The 18,758-nt window shown below is 46.2% G+C and carries 17 protein-coding genes, 1 other RNA gene and 1 pseudogene; 3 read left to right on the forward strand and 16 right to left on the reverse strand.

Annotation, left to right across the window (positions count from 1 at the left end; genetic code table 11):
• Positions 1-266 (forward strand): annotated as a pseudogene (locus G636_RS20735) (IS66 family transposase); the annotation flags it as partial.
• A gap of 382 nt (positions 267-648) precedes the next feature.
• Here the strand turns inward: G636_RS20735 and G636_RS0112795 are convergent.
• The 5 genes from G636_RS0112795 to G636_RS18565 all read right to left on the reverse strand — a co-directional run bounded on the left by G636_RS0112795 (position 649) and on the right by G636_RS18565 (position 6,189).
• Positions 649-1,596 (reverse strand): 3'-5' exoribonuclease YhaM family protein, encoded by a 948-nt coding sequence (locus G636_RS0112795; protein ID WP_026508374.1) that lies wholly within the window; start codon positions 1,594-1,596, stop codon positions 649-651.
• A gap of 64 nt (positions 1,597-1,660) precedes the next feature.
• Complete coding sequence (locus G636_RS0112800) at positions 1,661-2,827, reverse strand: pyridoxal phosphate-dependent aminotransferase (RefSeq protein WP_026508375.1); 1,167 nt, start codon at positions 2,825-2,827, stop codon at positions 1,661-1,663.
• Positions 2,824-3,312, reverse strand: a complete 489-nt coding sequence (locus G636_RS0112805) for an Lrp/AsnC family transcriptional regulator (protein ID WP_026508376.1) — start codon at positions 3,310-3,312, stop codon at positions 2,824-2,826. Before G636_RS0112805 ends, G636_RS0112800 begins: the two co-directional genes overlap by 4 nt.
• Before the next feature lie 64 nt (positions 3,313-3,376).
• Entirely contained in the window at positions 3,377-4,465 is a 1,089-nt protein-coding gene (locus G636_RS0112810; protein WP_035779681.1) for an AIR synthase-related protein, read from the reverse strand.
• An 86-nt stretch (positions 4,466-4,551) separates the two neighbouring features.
• Positions 4,552-6,189, reverse strand: coding sequence for a VanW family protein (locus G636_RS18565; protein ID WP_051227020.1), 1,638 nt, complete (start codon positions 6,187-6,189; stop codon positions 4,552-4,554).
• 366 nt (positions 6,190-6,555) lie between these two features.
• Here G636_RS18565 and G636_RS0112820 point away from each other — a divergent pair, with 366 nt between their 5' ends.
• A complete protein-coding gene (locus tag G636_RS0112820; RefSeq protein WP_026508378.1) occupies positions 6,556-7,188 on the forward strand; it encodes a hypothetical protein in 633 nt (210 codons plus the stop codon).
• On the opposite strand, the gene nth is transcribed toward G636_RS0112820, so the two are convergent.
• The 5 genes from nth to G636_RS0112845 all read right to left on the reverse strand — a co-directional run bounded on the left by nth (position 7,160) and on the right by G636_RS0112845 (position 13,304).
• A complete protein-coding gene (nth, locus tag G636_RS0112825; RefSeq protein ID WP_026508379.1) occupies positions 7,160-7,804 on the reverse strand; it encodes an endonuclease III in 645 nt (214 codons plus the stop codon). The genes G636_RS0112820 and nth overlap by 29 nt on opposite strands.
• Before the next feature lie 50 nt (positions 7,805-7,854).
• Positions 7,855-9,405: a UDP-glucose--hexose-1-phosphate uridylyltransferase gene (gene galT / locus G636_RS0112830; protein WP_026508380.1), complete on the reverse strand. Its 1,551-nt coding sequence runs from the start codon at positions 9,403-9,405 to the stop codon at positions 7,855-7,857.
• A gap of 6 nt (positions 9,406-9,411) precedes the next feature.
• A complete protein-coding gene (locus G636_RS0112835) occupies positions 9,412-10,572 on the reverse strand; it encodes a galactokinase (RefSeq protein ID WP_026508381.1) in 1,161 nt (386 codons plus the stop codon).
• A 203-nt stretch (positions 10,573-10,775) separates the two neighbouring features.
• Positions 10,776-11,951, reverse strand: coding sequence for a toxic anion resistance protein (locus G636_RS0112840; protein WP_026508382.1), 1,176 nt, complete (start codon positions 11,949-11,951; stop codon positions 10,776-10,778).
• Positions 11,952-12,035: 84 nt separating this feature from the next.
• Positions 12,036-13,304: a 5-bromo-4-chloroindolyl phosphate hydrolysis family protein gene (locus G636_RS0112845; protein ID WP_026508383.1), complete on the reverse strand. Its 1,269-nt coding sequence runs from the start codon at positions 13,302-13,304 to the stop codon at positions 12,036-12,038.
• 184 nt (positions 13,305-13,488) lie between these two features.
• On the opposite strand from G636_RS0112845, the gene G636_RS0112850 reads away from it, so the two are divergent.
• Positions 13,489-14,382 (forward strand): AraC family transcriptional regulator, encoded by an 894-nt coding sequence (locus G636_RS0112850; protein WP_026508384.1) that lies wholly within the window; start codon positions 13,489-13,491, stop codon positions 14,380-14,382.
• A gap of 57 nt (positions 14,383-14,439) precedes the next feature.
• On the opposite strand, the gene tadA is transcribed toward G636_RS0112850, so the two are convergent.
• The 6 genes from tadA to G636_RS0112870 all read right to left on the reverse strand — a co-directional run bounded on the left by tadA (position 14,440) and on the right by G636_RS0112870 (position 18,632).
• Positions 14,440-14,958 carry a tRNA adenosine(34) deaminase TadA gene (gene tadA, locus G636_RS0112855; protein WP_026508385.1) on the reverse strand — a complete coding sequence of 173 codons (519 nt, stop codon included), beginning with the start codon at positions 14,956-14,958 and terminating at the stop codon, positions 14,440-14,442.
• A 61-nt stretch (positions 14,959-15,019) separates the two neighbouring features.
• Entirely contained in the window at positions 15,020-15,979 is a 960-nt protein-coding gene (locus G636_RS0112860) for a radical SAM protein (RefSeq protein WP_330363987.1), read from the reverse strand.
• Between the two features lie 82 nt (positions 15,980-16,061).
• The gene (locus G636_RS0112865; protein ID WP_026508387.1) at positions 16,062-16,613 is read right to left on the reverse strand and encodes a hypothetical protein; all 552 of its coding nucleotides are present in this window, start codon (positions 16,611-16,613) and stop codon (positions 16,062-16,064) included.
• Between the two features lie 82 nt (positions 16,614-16,695).
• Positions 16,696-17,211, reverse strand: coding sequence for a hypothetical protein (locus G636_RS20365; protein ID WP_155832394.1), 516 nt, complete (start codon positions 17,209-17,211; stop codon positions 16,696-16,698).
• A gap of 131 nt (positions 17,212-17,342) precedes the next feature.
• Positions 17,343-17,503: signal recognition particle sRNA large type (gene ffs, locus G636_RS20030), an RNA gene on the reverse strand.
• A 34-nt stretch (positions 17,504-17,537) separates the two neighbouring features.
• Positions 17,538-18,632, reverse strand: a complete 1,095-nt coding sequence (locus G636_RS0112870) for a PucR family transcriptional regulator (protein ID WP_026508388.1) — start codon at positions 18,630-18,632, stop codon at positions 17,538-17,540.
• Positions 18,633-18,758 lie beyond the last annotated feature (126 nt).

Genomic DNA, 18,758 nt, shown 5'->3' on the forward strand with positions numbered 1-18,758 from the left:
TGTATAAACGAATGGAGAAATACATGCATAACCATCTGCTGTTCCTTCATGATAAAAGAGTTCCGCACAATAATAACTTAAGTGAGCGTCAGGCTCGTAAGGTAAAACGTAAAATCAAGCAGGTCATGACATACCGGTCATTCAGCAGTCTAGAGTATTACTGCGATGGATTGGGTGTGCTGGTTACGCTGCGCGAAAATGATCCCAGCAATATTTACACGAATGTGTCAGAGATATTTGATAGAAAATACCGGTGGTCCGACTGATAAAAGTCTAGATCACCGGTATTTTTATCTCAAGTTGGGGTCTGAACAGTAACTGATTACAGGCCAAGCACTGCCTGTAACTTAGAACTGGGTGTAATTTACATATAAGCATCAGGGCCTTGTCGCATGATAGCAATAATAAAGAAATCGCCGAGGGGTGTGGAGAGACAGATCAGTTATATATGAACTGATCTCATCGGATTCTTTATCATAATCCCAAAGACCTGATAGATGTTCATATCATGTGCAAAGTCCCGATGGATATATGAAGCTCACCATCAGCGCAGAGTCAAAGACAGTACCCAGATTATAAGTTCCGAAAATGTTATACTAAAAGCCCTTGTGAAGGCAGCTTCACAAAGGCTGAAATAATTACAATATTTTAGTATTCCACTCTTGTATCAAAGAGGTTACTCTCAAAGAGTCTGTTATAACCCAGCCAGCCGGGTTCTGTGGCATTCTCTCTGATCTCTCTGAAGGTCTCAAGCTTGGCATCTGTATCATCAGCCATATTAAGAGCTACGGCTTCCATAAGTACAGGCTTCTTGGGAGATCCGTATTCCAGCTGTCCATGATGGGAGAGGATACAGTGGCGCAGCTCCCGGTCCAAAAGGGGCGGGAAGCCCGGGATCTTGCGGGTCACTTCATGGACCATCTCAGCACCTATCACTATATGACCCAGGAAGTTGCCATCGTCTGTATAATCATTCTCCGGGAAGGGTGATATCTCTTTGACCTTGCCTATATCATGGCAAATAGCCGCAGTGATAAGGAGATCCCTGTTAAGGGTGCTATAGTTCTTGCAGTAATAGTCGCAGAGATTGGCCACGCTGAGTGTATGCTCCAGCAGTCCCCCTATAAAACCGTGATGGATGGACTTGGCAGCTGAAGACTTTCTAAAGCCTGCCACCAGCTCAGTGTCATTTACAAAAAACTCATCAAGAACAGCCCTTAAATATTTATTCTTCACGCTGCTGATAAGCTTCATCAGCTCTGCAAACATCTCGTCATTGTTCCTGGAAGACACCGGCATATACATTGCAGGGTCGTATTCACCCTCACGGCATTTCCTGGCTCTCTTGACATTGATCTGGAGCATCCCGTTAAAGCTGGTAGCTTCGCCCATGATCTCCACAAATTCGCCTGCCTCAAAATCATCTATCCCGGCAGAATTTGGATCCCAGACCTTGGCATCCACATTACCGGTCTTGTCCTGCAATGTCAGATTGTCATAGGGTTTGCCGTTTTTGGTGGTAGCGGAAGTACGGGCCTTACAGAAATAGATATCTGAAATCCTGTCTCCCGGTTTCATTTCTCTGATAAATTTCATAAATACTAATAAACCTCTGTTTCTATCTTATATTTATATTCCCGGAATCGTTATCCGGAAAAAATCATTCTTTGGACAGGCCCGCAATAAAGTGCCTGAGCCTCTCAAGAGCCTTCTTCAGATCCTCCAGGGAGTATGCATAGGAAATCCTGATAAAGCCTTCGCCGCAATCTCCAAAGGCGGTTCCCGGTACTACTGCCAGGCGCTCCTTTTCAAGGAGCTGCAGGGCAAAATCGTCACTCTTAAGTCCAAACTGCTTGATATTGGGGAATACATAAAATGCGCCATAAGGCTCAAAGCATTTGATCCCCATCTTGGCAAACTCATGGAGCAGGTACTTTCTCCTGCGGTCATATTCAGCTCTCATCACTGCCACATCGTCATCGCCGTTCTTAAGTGCCTCCACAGCAGCATACTGGCTGGTGGTGGGAGCACACATTATAGCAAACTGATGTATCTTGACCATCTGCTGGATGATAGCTTCGGGACCAAGAGCATAGCCCAGTCTCCAACCTGTCATGGCATAGGCCTTGGAGAAACCATTTATAAGTATGGTCCTCTCAGCCATACCGGGCAGGGATACTATGGAAGTATGAACTCCCTTATAGGTCAGCTCTGCATAGATCTCATCAGACAATACGAAGAGATCGTGGCGCCTGATAACCTCAGCTATAGCTTCCAGGTCACTCTTCTCCATGATAGCGCCTGTAGGATTGTTGGGGAAGGGCAGGACCAGGAGCTTGGTCTTGTCAGTAATATGCTCCTTAAGCTCAGCAGCTGTAAGTCTGAATTCATTCTCCTCTTTGAGGTTGATGATCACAGGCGTGGCATCTGCCAGTATAGCGCAGGGCTCATAGGATACATAGCTGGGCTGGGGTATCAGCACCTCATCTCCGGGATCCAGCATGGCTCTCATAGCCAGGTCTATGGCTTCAGAGCCGCCCACAGTGATAAAGACCTGCTTAATGGGATCATAGGTCACGCCCTGGCTCCTCTTAATATAAGCAGCCACCTCTTCTCTCAGCTCCTTGAGGCCTGAGTTGGAAGTATAGAAGGTCCTGCCCTTCTCCAGGGAGTATATGCCCACATCCCTTATATGCCAGGGTGTGTCAAAATCAGGCTCGCCCACACCAAGGGATATTACATCATCCATATCCTGAACTATATCAAAGAATTTTCTAATGCCCGAAGGCTTGATCTCTACTACTTTATCTGAAAGGGGATTTCTCATGGGGTAACCTTCTCTCTGGTATCTTCATACTTGGAAGTCAGTATGGTACCGTGGTCTTTGTATTTTTTGAGGATAAAGTGAGTCGCTGTGGACTGTACGGTATCAAGCACTGCCAGTCTGTTATTAACAAACTCCGCTACTTCAAACAGAGTCTTACCCTCTACGATGACCATAAGATCAAAGGCTCCGCTCATCAGATAGAGACTGGACACCTGAGGAAACTTGTATATTCTCTCTGCTATGGAATCAAAGCCCATGCCCCTGGTGGGTGTGACCTTTACTTCGATCAGGGCCATGACCTTCTCTATAGAGGTCTTGGACCAGTCGATCATGGTATGGAAGGCACAGATGATGCCCTCATCCTCCATGGCTTTTACTTCATTGGCTACAGTGATCTCTTCCGCTCCCAGCGCCGCCGCCAGCTCATCTATCCCGATTCGGCTGTTCTTTTCAATGACTGTAAGGATCTCTTCTCTTAAAGACATATTGCTCCTTTCGCGCTGCAATAGCGGCAGCAGATTGTATTTTTATTCATCATTGTCTGTTAGTTTACCATCTTGAAGCCGTATGAGCAAGGCTCAGCAGACTATCAGCCTGAGGCAGGTCAAGGAAGCGCGTTTCCTCTCCATTTCTGATGATCCTGTCCTTGTCTGGCCTGGTATGGCCTACAAGAGACAAGGGTATACCTGCACTTTCCATGGCTGTCTCGATGCCGCTTCCAGCAGGAATTGCTATGAGAAGAGCACCCTGGCCATAAATCTGATAGGGATTCACACCCAAAAGGTCTGTGATCTCCACAGTCTCCTGCCTGATGGGGATAGCCTTAAGGTCTATATCAAGTCCCAGGCCCAGCATCTCTCCAAACTCCCAGAGAGCTGCAAATACGCCTCCCGAGGATATATCATGCATAAGGACCGCACCTTCTTCCATGGCTATGCGGGCTTCATCCCTGACAGACAGATATTTGACCGAGCCAAAGCTCTTTCCGGTCTCTTCGATAAAAGGAGGATAGGCTGCAGCTATCTCTTTCTCCATCTCCTCTGCCAGGATGGCAGTTCCTCCAAGTCCTATCCACTTGCTGATATAGATCTCCAGATCGCCCCGGGCGCCTGCTTTGACAGCTGACCTCTCAGTACCTTTGGTCTCATGGACGCTGGCAGGGTGACCGCACGTATAAGGCGCAGCCCTGTGGCCTGTAACCGTGGCAGTGACCATAGGCGCATTCACAATAGGAGTCACCTCTGTGTGGCCGCCCTTTATGGCCAGTCCCAGCTCTCCTGCTATATTTACAGCCTCCTTTATCATGTCCTTTAGCTGCTTCTCCTCTGCATCGGCAGGAAGGAGCACTGTCAGCTCTGCCATATCGGCTTCGCCTCCTGAGGCATAGATATTATTGGTTGCAGAGACAAGGGCATATCTGGCTGGATGCTGCAGGGCCAGTGTGCAGGGAGAAGTGGATGAGAGGATCTCTCCTTCGCCGTTATGGCTTCCTGCACCTTTTGGTCCTTTATCCTTATTAGCCTGCAGGTCAAATAAGGCGCAGTCAGAGTAACCTGCTGCGCCGCCCATTGCTTTTCTTCCCGTTTCTTTCCAAACGGACCTTTTTAATACATTTTCTGTAACTTTACCAATTCGCATATTTATCCTTTGATAGGTATACCCTGTCAAATCAGATGATCTATATATCCTGCAGGAATATACCTATGAACACTTTTATAAGGCATTCAGGGAGCAGCTTCCTCTGCAGGAGCTTCTACAGGGGTTTCTACAGGTGCTTCCACCGGAGCCTCTGCGCCCTGATCAGCAGGGGCTTCTACTGCTGTTTCTGCAGGAGCAGCTTCTCCTCCTTCACCGGGCAGAGCCACAGGAGTGCCTGCAGGAAGTACGCCGCCTGTATTGGGATCTATGGTCTGTCCTGCCGCCATGATAGCTCCCATCTGAGCTGCTACAGCATTGACATGCTCGAGGCTTCCCGTTGCTGCTGCTGCATCAAGGGAGAACTGGATATTGGCATCAGCTCCTGCTGTACCAATGGCATAGATCGCAGGTACCATCTTGTAATTACTGCTGTTGATGACTTCATTTACTACTTCGCTTCCATTCTCAGTCACCTGCTTGCGAAGCTGAGCCTTGATACCGGTATGGACGGATTGTACCCTGGATACCACGCCTACTGCCAGGCCGGGATTCATCTGGAAAGTCACAGTCTCAGGATTGGTCACTTCCAGAGTCTCACTGGTATAGGTGACCTTCCTGCCGGGATCCCTGGTTTCCTTGCCATATATAGTAAATGTGATATTCTTGCCTTCTGTAACACCCTCTATATAGATGGGATATTCAGTATTATTGACGAAGCGGAAATTCTTGCCGCCGTTCTCTGCTATAGCTGCATCCATGGAAGGATCAACATAGCTTATGATCATGGAGTGATTATGGCGCTCCGTGACCTCAAGCTCGGACAAGAGCACTGCGTTGTAGAGGGTAGTGGATACCTGGCAGATACCGCCTCCAAAGCTCTCTACTACCTGTCCATTCAAATAGGAACCAGCAAGGGCATATCCATTGGCCTCAGTAAAAGGAGTGATATTCTCCAGCATATTAAACTCGTCGCCGGGATAAAGGGTCTTATCCTGAGCCAGCTTGCAGCCGTTGGCTATATTGATACATCTGGACTGGCCGGAAGTCCTGTAATTGGTGGTAAAGCTTCCCAGCACATCCCTGACTTCTTCAAGAGACGCCCTGCTGCCATGGGGCTCAGTCACTGCTATCTGAAGGCCTATCTCTGCATCCTGTCCCCTGAAGCTGTCTGCAAAATAGTTCTGTATAGTCTCGAGACTTCCTGATTCATCTATCTCATAGCCTTCATGACCGTCTGTGATCACAAAGCTGCCATTTTCTCTATGAAGCTCATAATTAAGCGCCTCAGAGTTAAAAGAGCTGCATTCTTTTTCGAATATATCTGTCAGGATCGTATCATCAAGCGCATACTCCAGGTCAAAATGTACGCCCTCTTTCTCAGCATCCTTTTGATCCTTGTATCTCTTGACCACATTGCCGCTCTTGCCAAGCCTGGCGGCTTCATCTATCACCGACCTGTTGGTCCAGGTAAGGCCCATATCACCTGCAGATACTGTATAGCGGTCATTCTCACCTTTGCCTGTAAGGGTGATCATAGCCTGCGAATACTCTTCCATCTTGGCTTCTACAGCAGCCCTTGCCTGTTCAGGTGTCATACCTGAGACATCCACATCTCCGATGCTCACGCCACCTGAGATCAGGTTGCCTGCTGCCGCATGAGCTGCGGGCCCCGGCAGCACCATGAGCCCAAGTCCTATAATTATTCCACCCAAAAACTTCTTCATCGCCTGCTCCATATCAAAAAATCATGGTATCATATAAATAAACCATCAATTATATCTTATCTGTCGATCCAAAGAAGCATAAATTATTAGATGACCATTCAGAAACACGCATTTACTGCGTGTTTCGTGAGAACATGAATCTGGCAAATAGGCCCAGCAACTTTAGTTGCTTTCAAATGGCCTATTTGCATACATTCTTGGATTATTTATCCAAGAATGCATTACATTTTTATACATCCGAATCATTATATCTCTGAATTAAACAAAATACCATATACTTATCATCCGAAATTGAAACATTATTGGATTTTGGATTCAACAATGTTTGCAAATATAGTATTTGATCTATTCCCGGGGAGGACTGTCATGCATTTCGGATTTCCCATTGGTGTACCGCTTTTTATCATATTCTGTTTCTGGCTTAATTACGAGCTTAGAAAGGGCAAGGAAGAGGACAGCTTCTGGCAAAGGGAGCGCGAAGCCAACAACGCTCCTGTAAAGAGCCTTATGGACCTGGAGTATATCACTATCCCCCTTGATAAGCTGCCCTTTGGCGCGCTCCAGGGACATCCCGAAGTGGATCATATGGAATATACCATCAAAAGCCTGGCAGATCCCGGCCGCAAGATCGTAAATCTCACAGGCTACACCAACACCGACTTGAAATTCATGTACGGCGCTGCCAATCTTCCTATCCTTACCAAGTATGACAATTCCTATATCACTCTGGTCACCACCCTGCAGGACTGGGCACAGGTACTAAGCCTTCATGACAAATATGAAGAGGCTGCCTGCATTGCAGAATATGCTGTATCCACAGGCACTGATACCATTGCCACCTACAAGCTCCTGTGCAAGCTCTACAAGGAGCACCTGGGGCTGACAAGCTCAGAAGCCCAAGAAAAAATCTCTGCTCTAAGACCCAAAGCCGAAGCCATCAGGTCCATGAACAGAGATTCTATTGTAAGCTTCATTGACGAGCAGGGCATATGTCCCTAAGGAAACATTCACTGCATTTAGGTGATCTGGCAGAGCATATGGTCCTGCCAAGCCTTATGATCTGGATGTTGTAACGGATCCAGTTATCTCTTGGAAGTACCTTCATCAGTTCCTCTTCTGCCAATACAGGATCGTCTGTATCTGTGAGTCCCAGCCTTTTGGATATCCTCTTTACATGAGTATCTACCACTATGGAAGGGTCTTCAAATATGTTGCCTCTGATCACATTGGCAGTTTTTCTCCCTACTCCCGGAAGAGAGGTGAGCTCTTCTATGGTCCTTGGCACCTCTCCCCCAAAGTCCTCTTCAAGCTTTTTGGCACAGGCTATGATATTCGTAGCCTTGGCGTGATAAAAGCCAACTGAATGAATGATCTCTTCAAGCTCTGAAAGGTCCGCCCCGGCAAAATCATGGACCGTAGGGTACTTTGCAAAAAGCCCCGGAGTGACCATATTGACTCTCTTATCAGTGCACTGGGCTGAAAGAATGGTAGCTATCAGCAGCTCAAAGGCATCTCTGTGATCCAGGTAAGTGACCATCTCTGCCCCATACTGCTCATCAAGCATCCTGCATACATCCTCAGCCTGCTTCAGGCGGGCCTTAGTTCTTCTAAACATATCTGCTCCTTAATTTCCTTTAACATATACCCATATTATAGCAGACAGTTTCAACCAAGGCTCTTTATAAATCTATCAAAGGCAGCTATACCTTCAGCAGTCCTCTTGTAGACACCTGCATCGGTGAGAACCTGCAAAAATACCTTTCCGATCTCATCCTGCAATACCTTGTCTATATTGGACTCATCTATATGATCATAAGATGCCATGAATTTCTCTGCCCAATCTGCATGGGAAGCAGTCTTTTCATCAGCTCTCAGATCCCTGCCCTCTAATATAGCCTTTTTCAGATCTGCCATCTCAGTCCTGAGCCTGGAAGGAAGTACTGCAAGGCCCATGACTTCGATGAGTCCTATGTTTTCCTTCTTGATATGATGGAGCTCTGCATGAGGATGGAAGACGCCCATAGGATGTTCATCTGTGGTGATATTGTTCCTAAGGACCAGATCCAGCTCAAATCTGTCTCCGCGCTTCCTGGCAATGGGAGTGATGGTATTATGAGGCGTATCATCTGTATATGCATAGATAAAAGCATCTTCATCCGTGTAGGATCTCCATGCAGACAGGATGTGGTCAGCCAAAGCTATCACCCTGTCGCTGTCAGGCGCTGACAGCCTGATGACTGACATAGGCCAGTCAACAATGCCTGCATCTACATCTTCAAAGCCTGTAACGCTAAAGCTCCTGCCTACCCCTGCCCTAGCCATGGGGAACTCATAGTGGCCTCCCTGGAAATGATCATGGGAGAGGATAGAGCCGCCCACAATAGGAAGGTCCGCATTGGAGCCTACGAAGTAATGAGGGAAGAGCTTTACAAAGTCAAAGAGCTTGCAAAAGGCCTCATGATCTATCTTCATAGGTACATGGGCAGAATTAAATACTATGCAATGCTCATTGTAATAAACATAGGGTGAATACTGCAAAAACCAGGGACTGTTATTGATCGTAAGAGGGATGATCCTGTGATTCTGCCTGGCGGGATGATCTACCCTGCCGCGGTAACCTTCATTTTCCCTGCAAAGCTGGCACTTGGGATAGCCGGACTGCCTGGCCTTGCCGGCAGCTGCAATAGCCCTGGGATCCTTTTCTGGCTTGGACAGATTGATAGTGATATCTAGGTCACCGTATTCTGTGGGAGTCACCCATTTCAGATCCCTTGCAATGCGGGCCCTTCTGATATAGTTGCTGTCCCTGCTAAAGTCATAATACCAATCGCTGGCAGCTACGGGACTCTCATCATAGAGCCTGTTAAAATGCTCGATCACTTCACTGGGGCGGGGAGTCAGAACTCCCATAAGCTCAGTATCAAAGAGATCTCTGTATGCTATACTGCCCTCTGGGATCATGCCCTTTGCTTCTGCAGCATCAAGGAGTACTCCCAGTATCTTCTCAATGCAGGAACCGTCCTCTATAGCAGCCCTGTCCATTGCTGCAGCTCTCTTTGCAGCTTCCTCCTCCGGGCTGATATCATCCTCAAAGCCGTCCATATCCATCACAGAGAGGATATGGTTGATTGTATATACTGTATCTGCGCTCTTAATAAGACCTGTGGCAAGACCATAAGCCGCCAGGTCCAATATGCTCTCATATACGTCTGTCATGGCCCTTTACACCTCTCTCGGGCCTGCGCCTACAGATATGATATAGAAGGTGCAATCATATCCGATCTTCTCTTTGTAAGCAGCACCCACCTTCTCTTTAAATTCATCTATGGCTTCATCTCTTACCAGTGATACTGTGCAGCCGCCAAAGCCGCCGCCTGTCATACGGGAACCGATGACGCCATCTATCTTCCAGGCTTCCTCTGCCAGTGTATCCAGTTCTATTCCTGTAACATCATAATCATCTCTAAGGGATACGTGAGATGCGTTCATAAGCTTGCCAAAACGGTCAAGCTCTCCTGCCTTAAGCGCCTCCACAGCTTCAAGGGTACGGGCATTCTCATATACAGCATGCTTTGCCTTGCGCCTTCTGTCGTCATCCTTAATGGCATCCTTCACCTTCTCAAATTCCTCGGGAGTCAGATCGCCCAGGCCCTTGATATCACACACAGTCTGGAGCTCAGCAAGAGCTGCTTCGCAAGAAGACCTGCGGGCATTGTACTGGGAATCGGTGAGCTTGTGCTTCTTGTTGGTATTAGTGACTACCAGCTTAATGCCGTCCAGCTTTATAGGAGCATATTCAAAAGAAAGATCTGCAGTATTAAGGAAGATCGCATTATCCTCCTTGCCCATGGCAGAAGCAAACTGGTCCATGATGCCACAGTTCATGCCATTGTAATTGTTCTCTGAATACTGACCGATTATCGCCAGATCGGTATTTGTCACATCAAAGCCATAGAGGCTCTTAAGCATATATCCTGTGAGCACCTCAAGGGATGCTGATGAAGACAGGCCGCTTCCTGCAGGGATATTGCCGATGACAGCCATATCAAAGCCATGATCCAGCTTCATACCTCTGCCCTCAAAGGCCCATACCACGCCCTTGGGATAATTAGTCCAGCCTGCTGCCTCTGAAGGAGTGAGATCATCAAGAGAGGAATCCACTCTGCTGTTCTCAAAATTCAGTGATACAAAGCGAAGGAGATTGTCATCCCTCTTCTTTACTGCCGCATAGGTTCCAATTGTAAGAGCACAGGGAAATACATGTCCCCCGTTATAGTCAGTATGTTCACCTATCAGATTCACACGTCCGGGAGCAAAAAAGCATCTGACCCCCTGACTGTAACCAAACTCTTTTTCAAACCCCTCAAGTAATTTCTGTTTCATTTCCTGGTCTTGCATATTGTCCTCCTAAGTAAATACAGATATCTTCTTGCTTATATTCTATATTTTATCCGGCAGGGATTGTTATCAGTTATTGTTCATAAAAGCTGTCAAAATGTTAAAAAGAGCTCAATATCTTGGCTTGCAGCATTGAAAGGGATGCAAAAACAGGCCCCGCCAAAAAGGCAGGGCCTGTAAATATTCTATCAGGTATGTGATGCTTCGATAAGCTTGTCGCGGAGCTGGCCTTCGATCTGATTGAGCTCAGTCTCTGCAGCGCGGCGCTTTTCTTTGCCTTCCTTCTGGATAGCAAGGACTTCATCAATAGTCTTGATCAGCTCTTCGTTAGTATGCCTTAAGGTCTCCATGTCTACGATGCCTCTCTCAGCTTCCTTGGCAGTAGCAACAGAGGCCGTATGGAGTCTCTCCGCATTCTTCTTGAGGAGCTCATTGGTCATATCATTAACCTCACGCTCAGCTTTGGCAGCCTGCTGTGAATGCTCTACGCCCATGGCGATGACCATCTGATTCTTCCAAAGAGGAATGGTATTTACTATAGTAGACTGGATCTTCTCAGCCATCACTGTATCAGAGGACTGTACCATACGGATCTGAGGTCCTGTCTGCATAGCGATTGTCCTGGTCAGCTCCAGATCATAGATCTTCTTCTCAAATCTGTCACAGAGATTGGCCATATCCTTGGCCTTCTGGGCATCCTCAGGAAGTCCTGTCTGCTCGGCTTTGGCCTGAAGCTGTGCCAGATCTCCGTTTCTGACTTCCTCAAGCTTCTTCTTGCCGGCTTCGATATACATGGTCAGTTCTTTGAAATAGTTGAGGTTAAGGTTGTACATCTGATCCAGGAGAGCTACATCCTTCATCAATGTCACCTGGTGCTGCTCCAGCTGGCCTGTGATAGCGTTTACATTGGTCTCTACGCTGGAATACTTGGCCTTGAGCTCATTTACACGGTTAGCTCCCTTCTTGAAGATAGAGAGGAAGCCCTTTTCATTCTCTTCTACATCAAAATTCTTGAGCTGTGTCACAAGGCCTGTAAGCATATCGCCCACCTGGCCCATGTCCTTGGTACGAACATTGTCGATAGCCTTCTGGCTAAAGTCTGCCAGCTTCTTCTGAGTACCTACGCCGTAGTTCATAACAGCCTGGGAATTGGCAATGTCGATCTGCTTTACAAACTCATCTACCTGCTTTTGCTCTTCAGGAGAAAGTACAGACTCCTTGGCAAACTCAGCTGCTCCAAGGCTTTCCCCCGGAGCCTCAGCTTCAGCGGCAGGAGCAGGTGCTTCTGCTGCAGCAGCTGCTGCGCCAGCATCAAATGACAGGGTGGGTACACTTGCTTCAAGTTCTTCAAATTTGTTATCCATTATTATTCCTTCCTCCAATTGTTCCTCTTTGTTATCTTTTATCTATTTTTATTCGATAAGCAGCTTGATTCTCTCTAAGATCATCTACTCTTTCTCATATGCACCTGCCGCCATTGTGGCTGTGGCCGTAGCTGCAGCAGTTCCTGACATTTGCGAGGGCATATCATCCTTTACCAGACCGTCCTGTTTCATCATAGTCTGCATGACTGATATATCTGACGAAATATCCCATGCCTGTTCCTGGAAAAGATCATCCAGGAGCTTTTCAAAAGCCATATTGATGGTATCCATGGCTCCGGATATCTGCTGCCTGGTCTCAACCACATTGCCCACACCGGGCTGGCCATCCAGCTGAACATAGGCTGTGAGGAGCTTTTCTGTAGTAGGGAGATAGTAGTTCATAAACTTCCTCAGGTCATTGGCCTTGGAAGGATTCCTGCCTACTTCCTCAAATATCTTCTGCATGATCTTCTCAAGCTTGTATAGCTTATCAGACATAGTATCAGCTTCGGATATCTTGTCGTTAATCTGTCTGACTCTTACCAGATAGCTGTTACCCTCGCTGATAAGCGCTCTTGCTGCTTCATCATCTGTGAGCACTTCAGCGTCAACAGTCTTTAACTGCTGCTCCTCGCGCCTCTCTATGGCAGCCCTTTGCATCATATCGTACTGCTCGCTGGCACTCCTTGTGAGGATCAGTGTGGTCTCTCCCTCATCCAGCCTGGCTTCAGGGAGCATCCCCTTCTTCATCAGGCGCTTGATATCCTTTAGGACATCCTTTCTGGAAGAAGCCATTCTCTGGCACAGCTCATCTATACCTATATATTCTCTGCTTCCTACCGCGCTTGCCAGCTTCCTGAAGCGGTCCACATCACCTGACTTGGTGATACCGGATATCAATGGGATCATGCTGACTCCCAAGAATGCGCTGACAACCGCCAGTCCTATAAGGGTCTCAGCCAGTCCTGTCATCACAAAGGCTCCCAGTACTCCCAGGAAGGCTATACCAAAAGAAAAGGTAAGTATACCTCCCACAATGATCCCGGCTATAGCTCCGCCCTTACCCGGACGCCTGAGCTGAAAAGCACTCATGTGCTTCCCCTTCTCTTCCGCCTCTCTTCTGGCTTTGAGATAGCTCTCTGTACTATTTACGCCGCCTCTGTATGCGTTATTTACAGGGCTCATCCTATCTATTGAAATCTTCCTGGCTTCAGCTCTGACTCTGTCTGTAGCTATGGAAACAGTCCTTGTGATATCACCTGAGAGATGACTGAAATCGCCTGTCTCTACCGCCTTTGTGACAGTATCCGCAGTCTGACTGATGCCCTGGATTATCTCATCACCAATCGACATTCATTCTGCTCCTATCTATTATTTATTCCATCGTCCTTCTTATTATACACGAGAGCAGAATATCTTACACATTTTTTTAAGCATAATAGGGGCTCTAATTGTCTTTTGCAGGATACTATGCAGGAATGCTATTATGGTATTGATCAAAACGGATTATTATCAGTTATGAGGATGATGTTATTGTATGGAGAAAGCGTACAAACTGGAATTTGCTCCGGAAGAAAATGAAGAACTGGTGGTGGCCAGCTGCGGCCTGTCCAGGACTCAGGCCAGGCACCATTTCGGACCTGCTGTAAAACCCCATTATATGATCCACTTTGTCATCAGCGGCAAGGGGGTATTTAAATCAGGAGGCATGGTCTATCCGCTGTCGGCAGGCTACGGCTTCCTTATCACGCCTGAGATACTATCGTATTACGAGGCCGATGAAGAGGATCCCTGGACCTATGTATGGGTGGGCTTTGGAGGAAGCAGGGCCGGAGAAGTGGTAGCAGACCTTGGCCTGTCCACAGCTTCGCCTATATTCCAATCAGAGAATGGCGACAAGATCAGCGAGCTGGTAAGGCAGATGATGGATCACAATACCTTCTCCTATTCGGATCACCTTGCAAGGAGCGGGCTCCTAAGGCTATTTCTGGGCGAAGTAGCCGGTTCAGCAGTAAGCCCGGGAAGCGCCCCTGAGAATACCAATTACTATGTGATCAAGGCGCTGGAGTATATCAAGAGTAACTATTATAATCCCATCAGGATAACCGATATCGCAAGCTATGTATGCGTCAACAGGAGTTATCTCTACACTCTGTTTATGAACGAGTTGGAAATATCTCCCCAGCAATATCTCAGTTCCTTCCGCATATCCAAAGCCTGTGACATGCTCAAGGTAACAGACCTGCCCATAGAGAGTATTGCTCTCTCCTGCGGCTACTCAGATCCCCTTGTCTTCTCCAAGGCTTTTCGCCATGAGAAGGGCATGCCGCCCTCAGCCTACAGGCGCTCCCACAGGACACCCGGAGATAAGAGCAGCGCAGACGCCAGGAAAATTGAGGACTATATAGACAAAAAGAGGCCCCGCAATTGACGGGGCTTTCTCTTATGGATATTTCTCTTATTGATATTTCTCTGATAGATGTTTCTCTTATTGATCTTTTTCTTTCTCTTTCTCCATTTTGTTTCTGATCCTGAGTTCTACAAAGAAGGTCTTTAATATATCGCTGCATTCCTCTGCTCTGACACCTCTTGCAACCTCACACTGATGATTAAAATCCGGATGCTCAAGAATATTAAGTACCGAGCCTGCGCAGCCTGCCTTGGGATTCATGGAGCCTATGACTACCCTGGGGATCCTGGCCTGGACTATGGCACCTGCACACATTTGACAAGGCTCAAGGGTCACATATAGTGTACAATCCTCCATTCGCCAATCGCCTTCTATCCTGACCGCCTTTCTGATAGCAGATATCTCTGCGTGGCAGAGGACGGATTTGTCAGTATTTCTGCGGTTATAGCCTCTTCCTATGATCTCTCCATCTCTGACTATGACGCAGCCTATGGGCACTTCTCCAAGCTTATACGCTCTTCTGGCCTGAGCAAGCGCCTGTCCCATATAATAATTGTCAGCACTCTCTATGTCTTCAAACTCTTTTCTCATATCCATTCCTTTAATCAAACCAGGACCAAGCAGTTTTCAAAGCTACTCTATCCATAGTACGGCAGCTTTATAGACCGGTATAATCAAAGTCTGGTATAAAGCTCTCCTTGGCAGTATCTCCCGCCTGAAGAAAGGCATTTTCTATGCCTATATCGGCCGCAAAATCCAAAAGCTCTTCGTATTCTGCCTCAGGTACCCTCCCATCAAGTTCCGGGTGTCCGGGCACAGACCTTAGCGGCGTGTACTGGTTCATGATACTGATGTATATACTGTTACCAAATCTCTCGTTAAGTCCCAGCAATACCTTTTTACTGTCATCAAGATGCCCCGGCAGGACAAGATGCCTGACTATGACTCCCTTCTTCACAAGCGGGCCTTCATAATCATCATCAAGCTCCACTACCAGATCATTATACTCATCTGCAGATAAGAGATCTTTATCTTCTAGCTGGTCAGAACCTGCCGCCCCGGGAATAGTCCCGACCGGATAAAAGGAAGCATCTCCCACCTGTCTGACCATCTCTTCTATGGCTGCCATGGCCGTCTCAAAATAATCTGGAGCCTTGGAAAGTTCAGCAGATAATATACTATCATGATATTTGCAATCAGGCAGATATACATCGACAAGGCCATCAAGGAGCCTTAAGGCATCTGTAGTTTCATATGCTGAGCTGTTATATACCACAGGGATATTCAGGCCCTTTTTCTTTGCAAGGCGCAGGGACTCAGCCACGGAAGGGATAAAATGAGAAGCTGTCACCAAATTGATATTGGCAGCCCCCTTGGCCTGCAGCTCCAGATATATATCGGAGAGCCTATCTATAGTCAAAGACCTGGCAACTTCTCCCCTGGCTATTTCCTGATTCTGGCAAAATGCACATCCCATATTACAGCCTGAGAAAAAAACAGCTCCGGATCCTGTGGTCCCGGATATACACGGCTCCTCCCAATAATGAAGAGCCGCTCTAGCTGCTGTGATCTCTGCTGTCTGACCGCAATAACCTTTTTCCCCTTGCAGTCTATTCACTTTACATTTTCTAGGACAGAGACTGCATGCACCATATTCCCTTAACATATCATCTCCTGATAATAATAATATGCTATACGAGTTATTCTTGTGACATAAAATCAGGTATTTTTAATACTGAACCTTCTACTTTTTTCCAATTACCTATCTCATTAACCAGCTCATCAAAAGAATCATCGGTATTATAAAGTGTAGCGATCATTTCATGAGATACAGTTCCCAAAAGCCAACTATCACCATCATAAAAATTCAAGTCCTCTAAAGAAAAGCAGGCATCCACGAATTCTTCTTTTTCCTTTTTACGAAGAAATATATCATCTATATAGTTTAAAAGCACTGCTTTGGCGGCCTCATTTGCCTTATACATTTTAATTGTCTTTGTCGGCAATTCATGAAGAGCCATATCATCAGCGTAATACCCATACCATACAGGCACCATAAGCTGTTTTATTTTATACTGTTCAAGCTCTTTTTCCAATCTTCTATCTGTATCTTCTCCATAAGGAACCATAGTCAACGAAAAGGAATCAGCTTTTACGAACAACAAGCTGATAAATCTCTCAAACTTCTCGCCAACAAATGACTGCGGCTCATCTAATTCCCAATTGACTCCCTCAGGGCAATACTCATACATATTGTCACCTCTTTCATTTTGTATTAATAATATTACTCAAAAATAATACCCTTTGAAATAATTAGTTGAAATATATCATTTTTTACTTGCTAAACCATACATGGCAATGTTTTGTATTGTTATAATCTAAATGGTAATGATAATAATACCCCGACGCGCCATTTCCGTGAATTTCTGGTCCTCTCGGTTTTGGTTGACATAATTTTATTGCTCCGCTTTTTTTGGTTGCCCATATTCCAACATATGAATTATTGCCATACTGAACTACTTTGGCTTGTGAAAACGAAAGCGTTTTGCTAGTACACACCCACACCGAACCTTTATAACGTACTGCCACATAATATGTATTACTTGAAAATTTCTTTTTGACAATTGAGTTTGCACCAACTGTGCATTTGTAGGTTATTGTATTGATTGTGACATTTTTTCCGCTTCGAGTAATTGATGGTGTGGTTTTTATTTGTTCAGTAATCTGAGTTTTCGAAGTTGAAAAAGCACTACTAATATTCTTAGATGATACAGAATAAGCTTTTTTGAATGCAGCTACAATTTTATTCCACTTAGGCGCAACTTCATTCCAGTTTATTGCTACAACCAATAATTATCTGTCTATTTAGGTGCTTATGCAGTCAGAAAATGATAACTAATAAATTCATCCGAAATCTGCATTCATTTTCATATCCATAAAAAATAGGCACTGTGACACATGCCACAAATGCCCATCAAAAAGCGGTCCTGCCAAAGGCACACACAGGTCTGAGGCAAGGCGACCCTACAACACACGAAAGGTTCCGCTTAGTGCTGCTGCGTTCCCGCCCTGACACGATTCACGGTCTCCCATTGCGTAAGACCCTGCCGCAGATCCCTGTATGCACCTTTGACAGGACCGCAGCTATTAAAATATATCTTGTATTATCCTATTTGTCAATATTCATGAGTATCAAGGTAACGCATGTAGTTGGAGACCATAAGAGCGATCTTGAAGGTCATGGCATCATCAAACTTCCTGATATCCAGGCCTGTCAGTCTCTCCAACTTTTCAATCCTGTAAACAAGAGTGTTCCTGTGCACAAAGAGCTGACGGGAAGTCTCTGATACATTGAGGTTGTTCTCAAAGAATCTGGCAATAGTGCTCAGTGTCTCCTCATCCAGCTGGCTGATCACGTCCCTGTCACCAAAGATCTCTTTCATGAAGATATGGCAGAGATTTATAGGCAGCTGATATATGAGTCTGCCAATACCCAGGGTATTATAAGCATTGACCTTCTTTTCCACATAGAATATCTTACCCACTTCCAGAGCCATCTTTGCCTCTTTATAGGATTTGGACAGGTCCTTTAGTTCGCCAACGATGGTACCGTAAGCCACATGTACATTCATCATGAGCTCTGTACTCATCATATCTACAATAGAATCTGAGATCTTCTCGATCTCTGTATAATCCTCTGTATCTCCAAGGGACTTGATGATGATGATACTGGATTCATCAACAGCTGTGATATAGTCACCTGACTGAGCAGAGAACATTCCGCCTAGCACTTCCTGCGCATTATTATCTCCCTCCTGCTCGGATACATCCACCAGCAGCACTACCCTGGGTACAGATACATCTATATGGAGCTTCTTTGCCCTATTGTAAACATCTATCAGGAGCATATTGTCCAGCATCAGATTCTGGAAGAAGTTGTTGCGATCATAACGCTCCTTGTAGGCTACGATCAGATCCTGTATCTGGAAACAGCAGATCCTGCCTGTCATATATGCAGTTTCGCCCTCACCGGATGCTATCAGGATAAAGGACGGCTCGCCCTCATCCATGATCTTGAGTAGATGCCTGTTGCCTACAACCTGAGAATCTGCAGGAGACATGGCAAAGCCCGATATAAGGCCTGCATCTGCTATAGGCTCATCTGTAGTAGTGGCCACCACACTTCCGGACAGGTCCGTAACTGTGAGATCCACTTTGGTCACAGCCTGAAGCTGACTGATACTGTTCTTGATAATCTGTGCTGAAATCATAAGCTACCTCTCAAGATTGAAACAATGCTAATTATATGACGTAAGGGTCAAAAGTCATTTCGATTCGAGCTTGCTCGAAATCGAATATGAATTTATGACCCGCAAAACATGAGCAAAGTAGCACGT

This window comes from Butyrivibrio sp. MC2013, assembly GCF_000424585.1.
GTDB lineage: Bacteria > Bacillota > Clostridia > Lachnospirales > Lachnospiraceae > Butyrivibrio.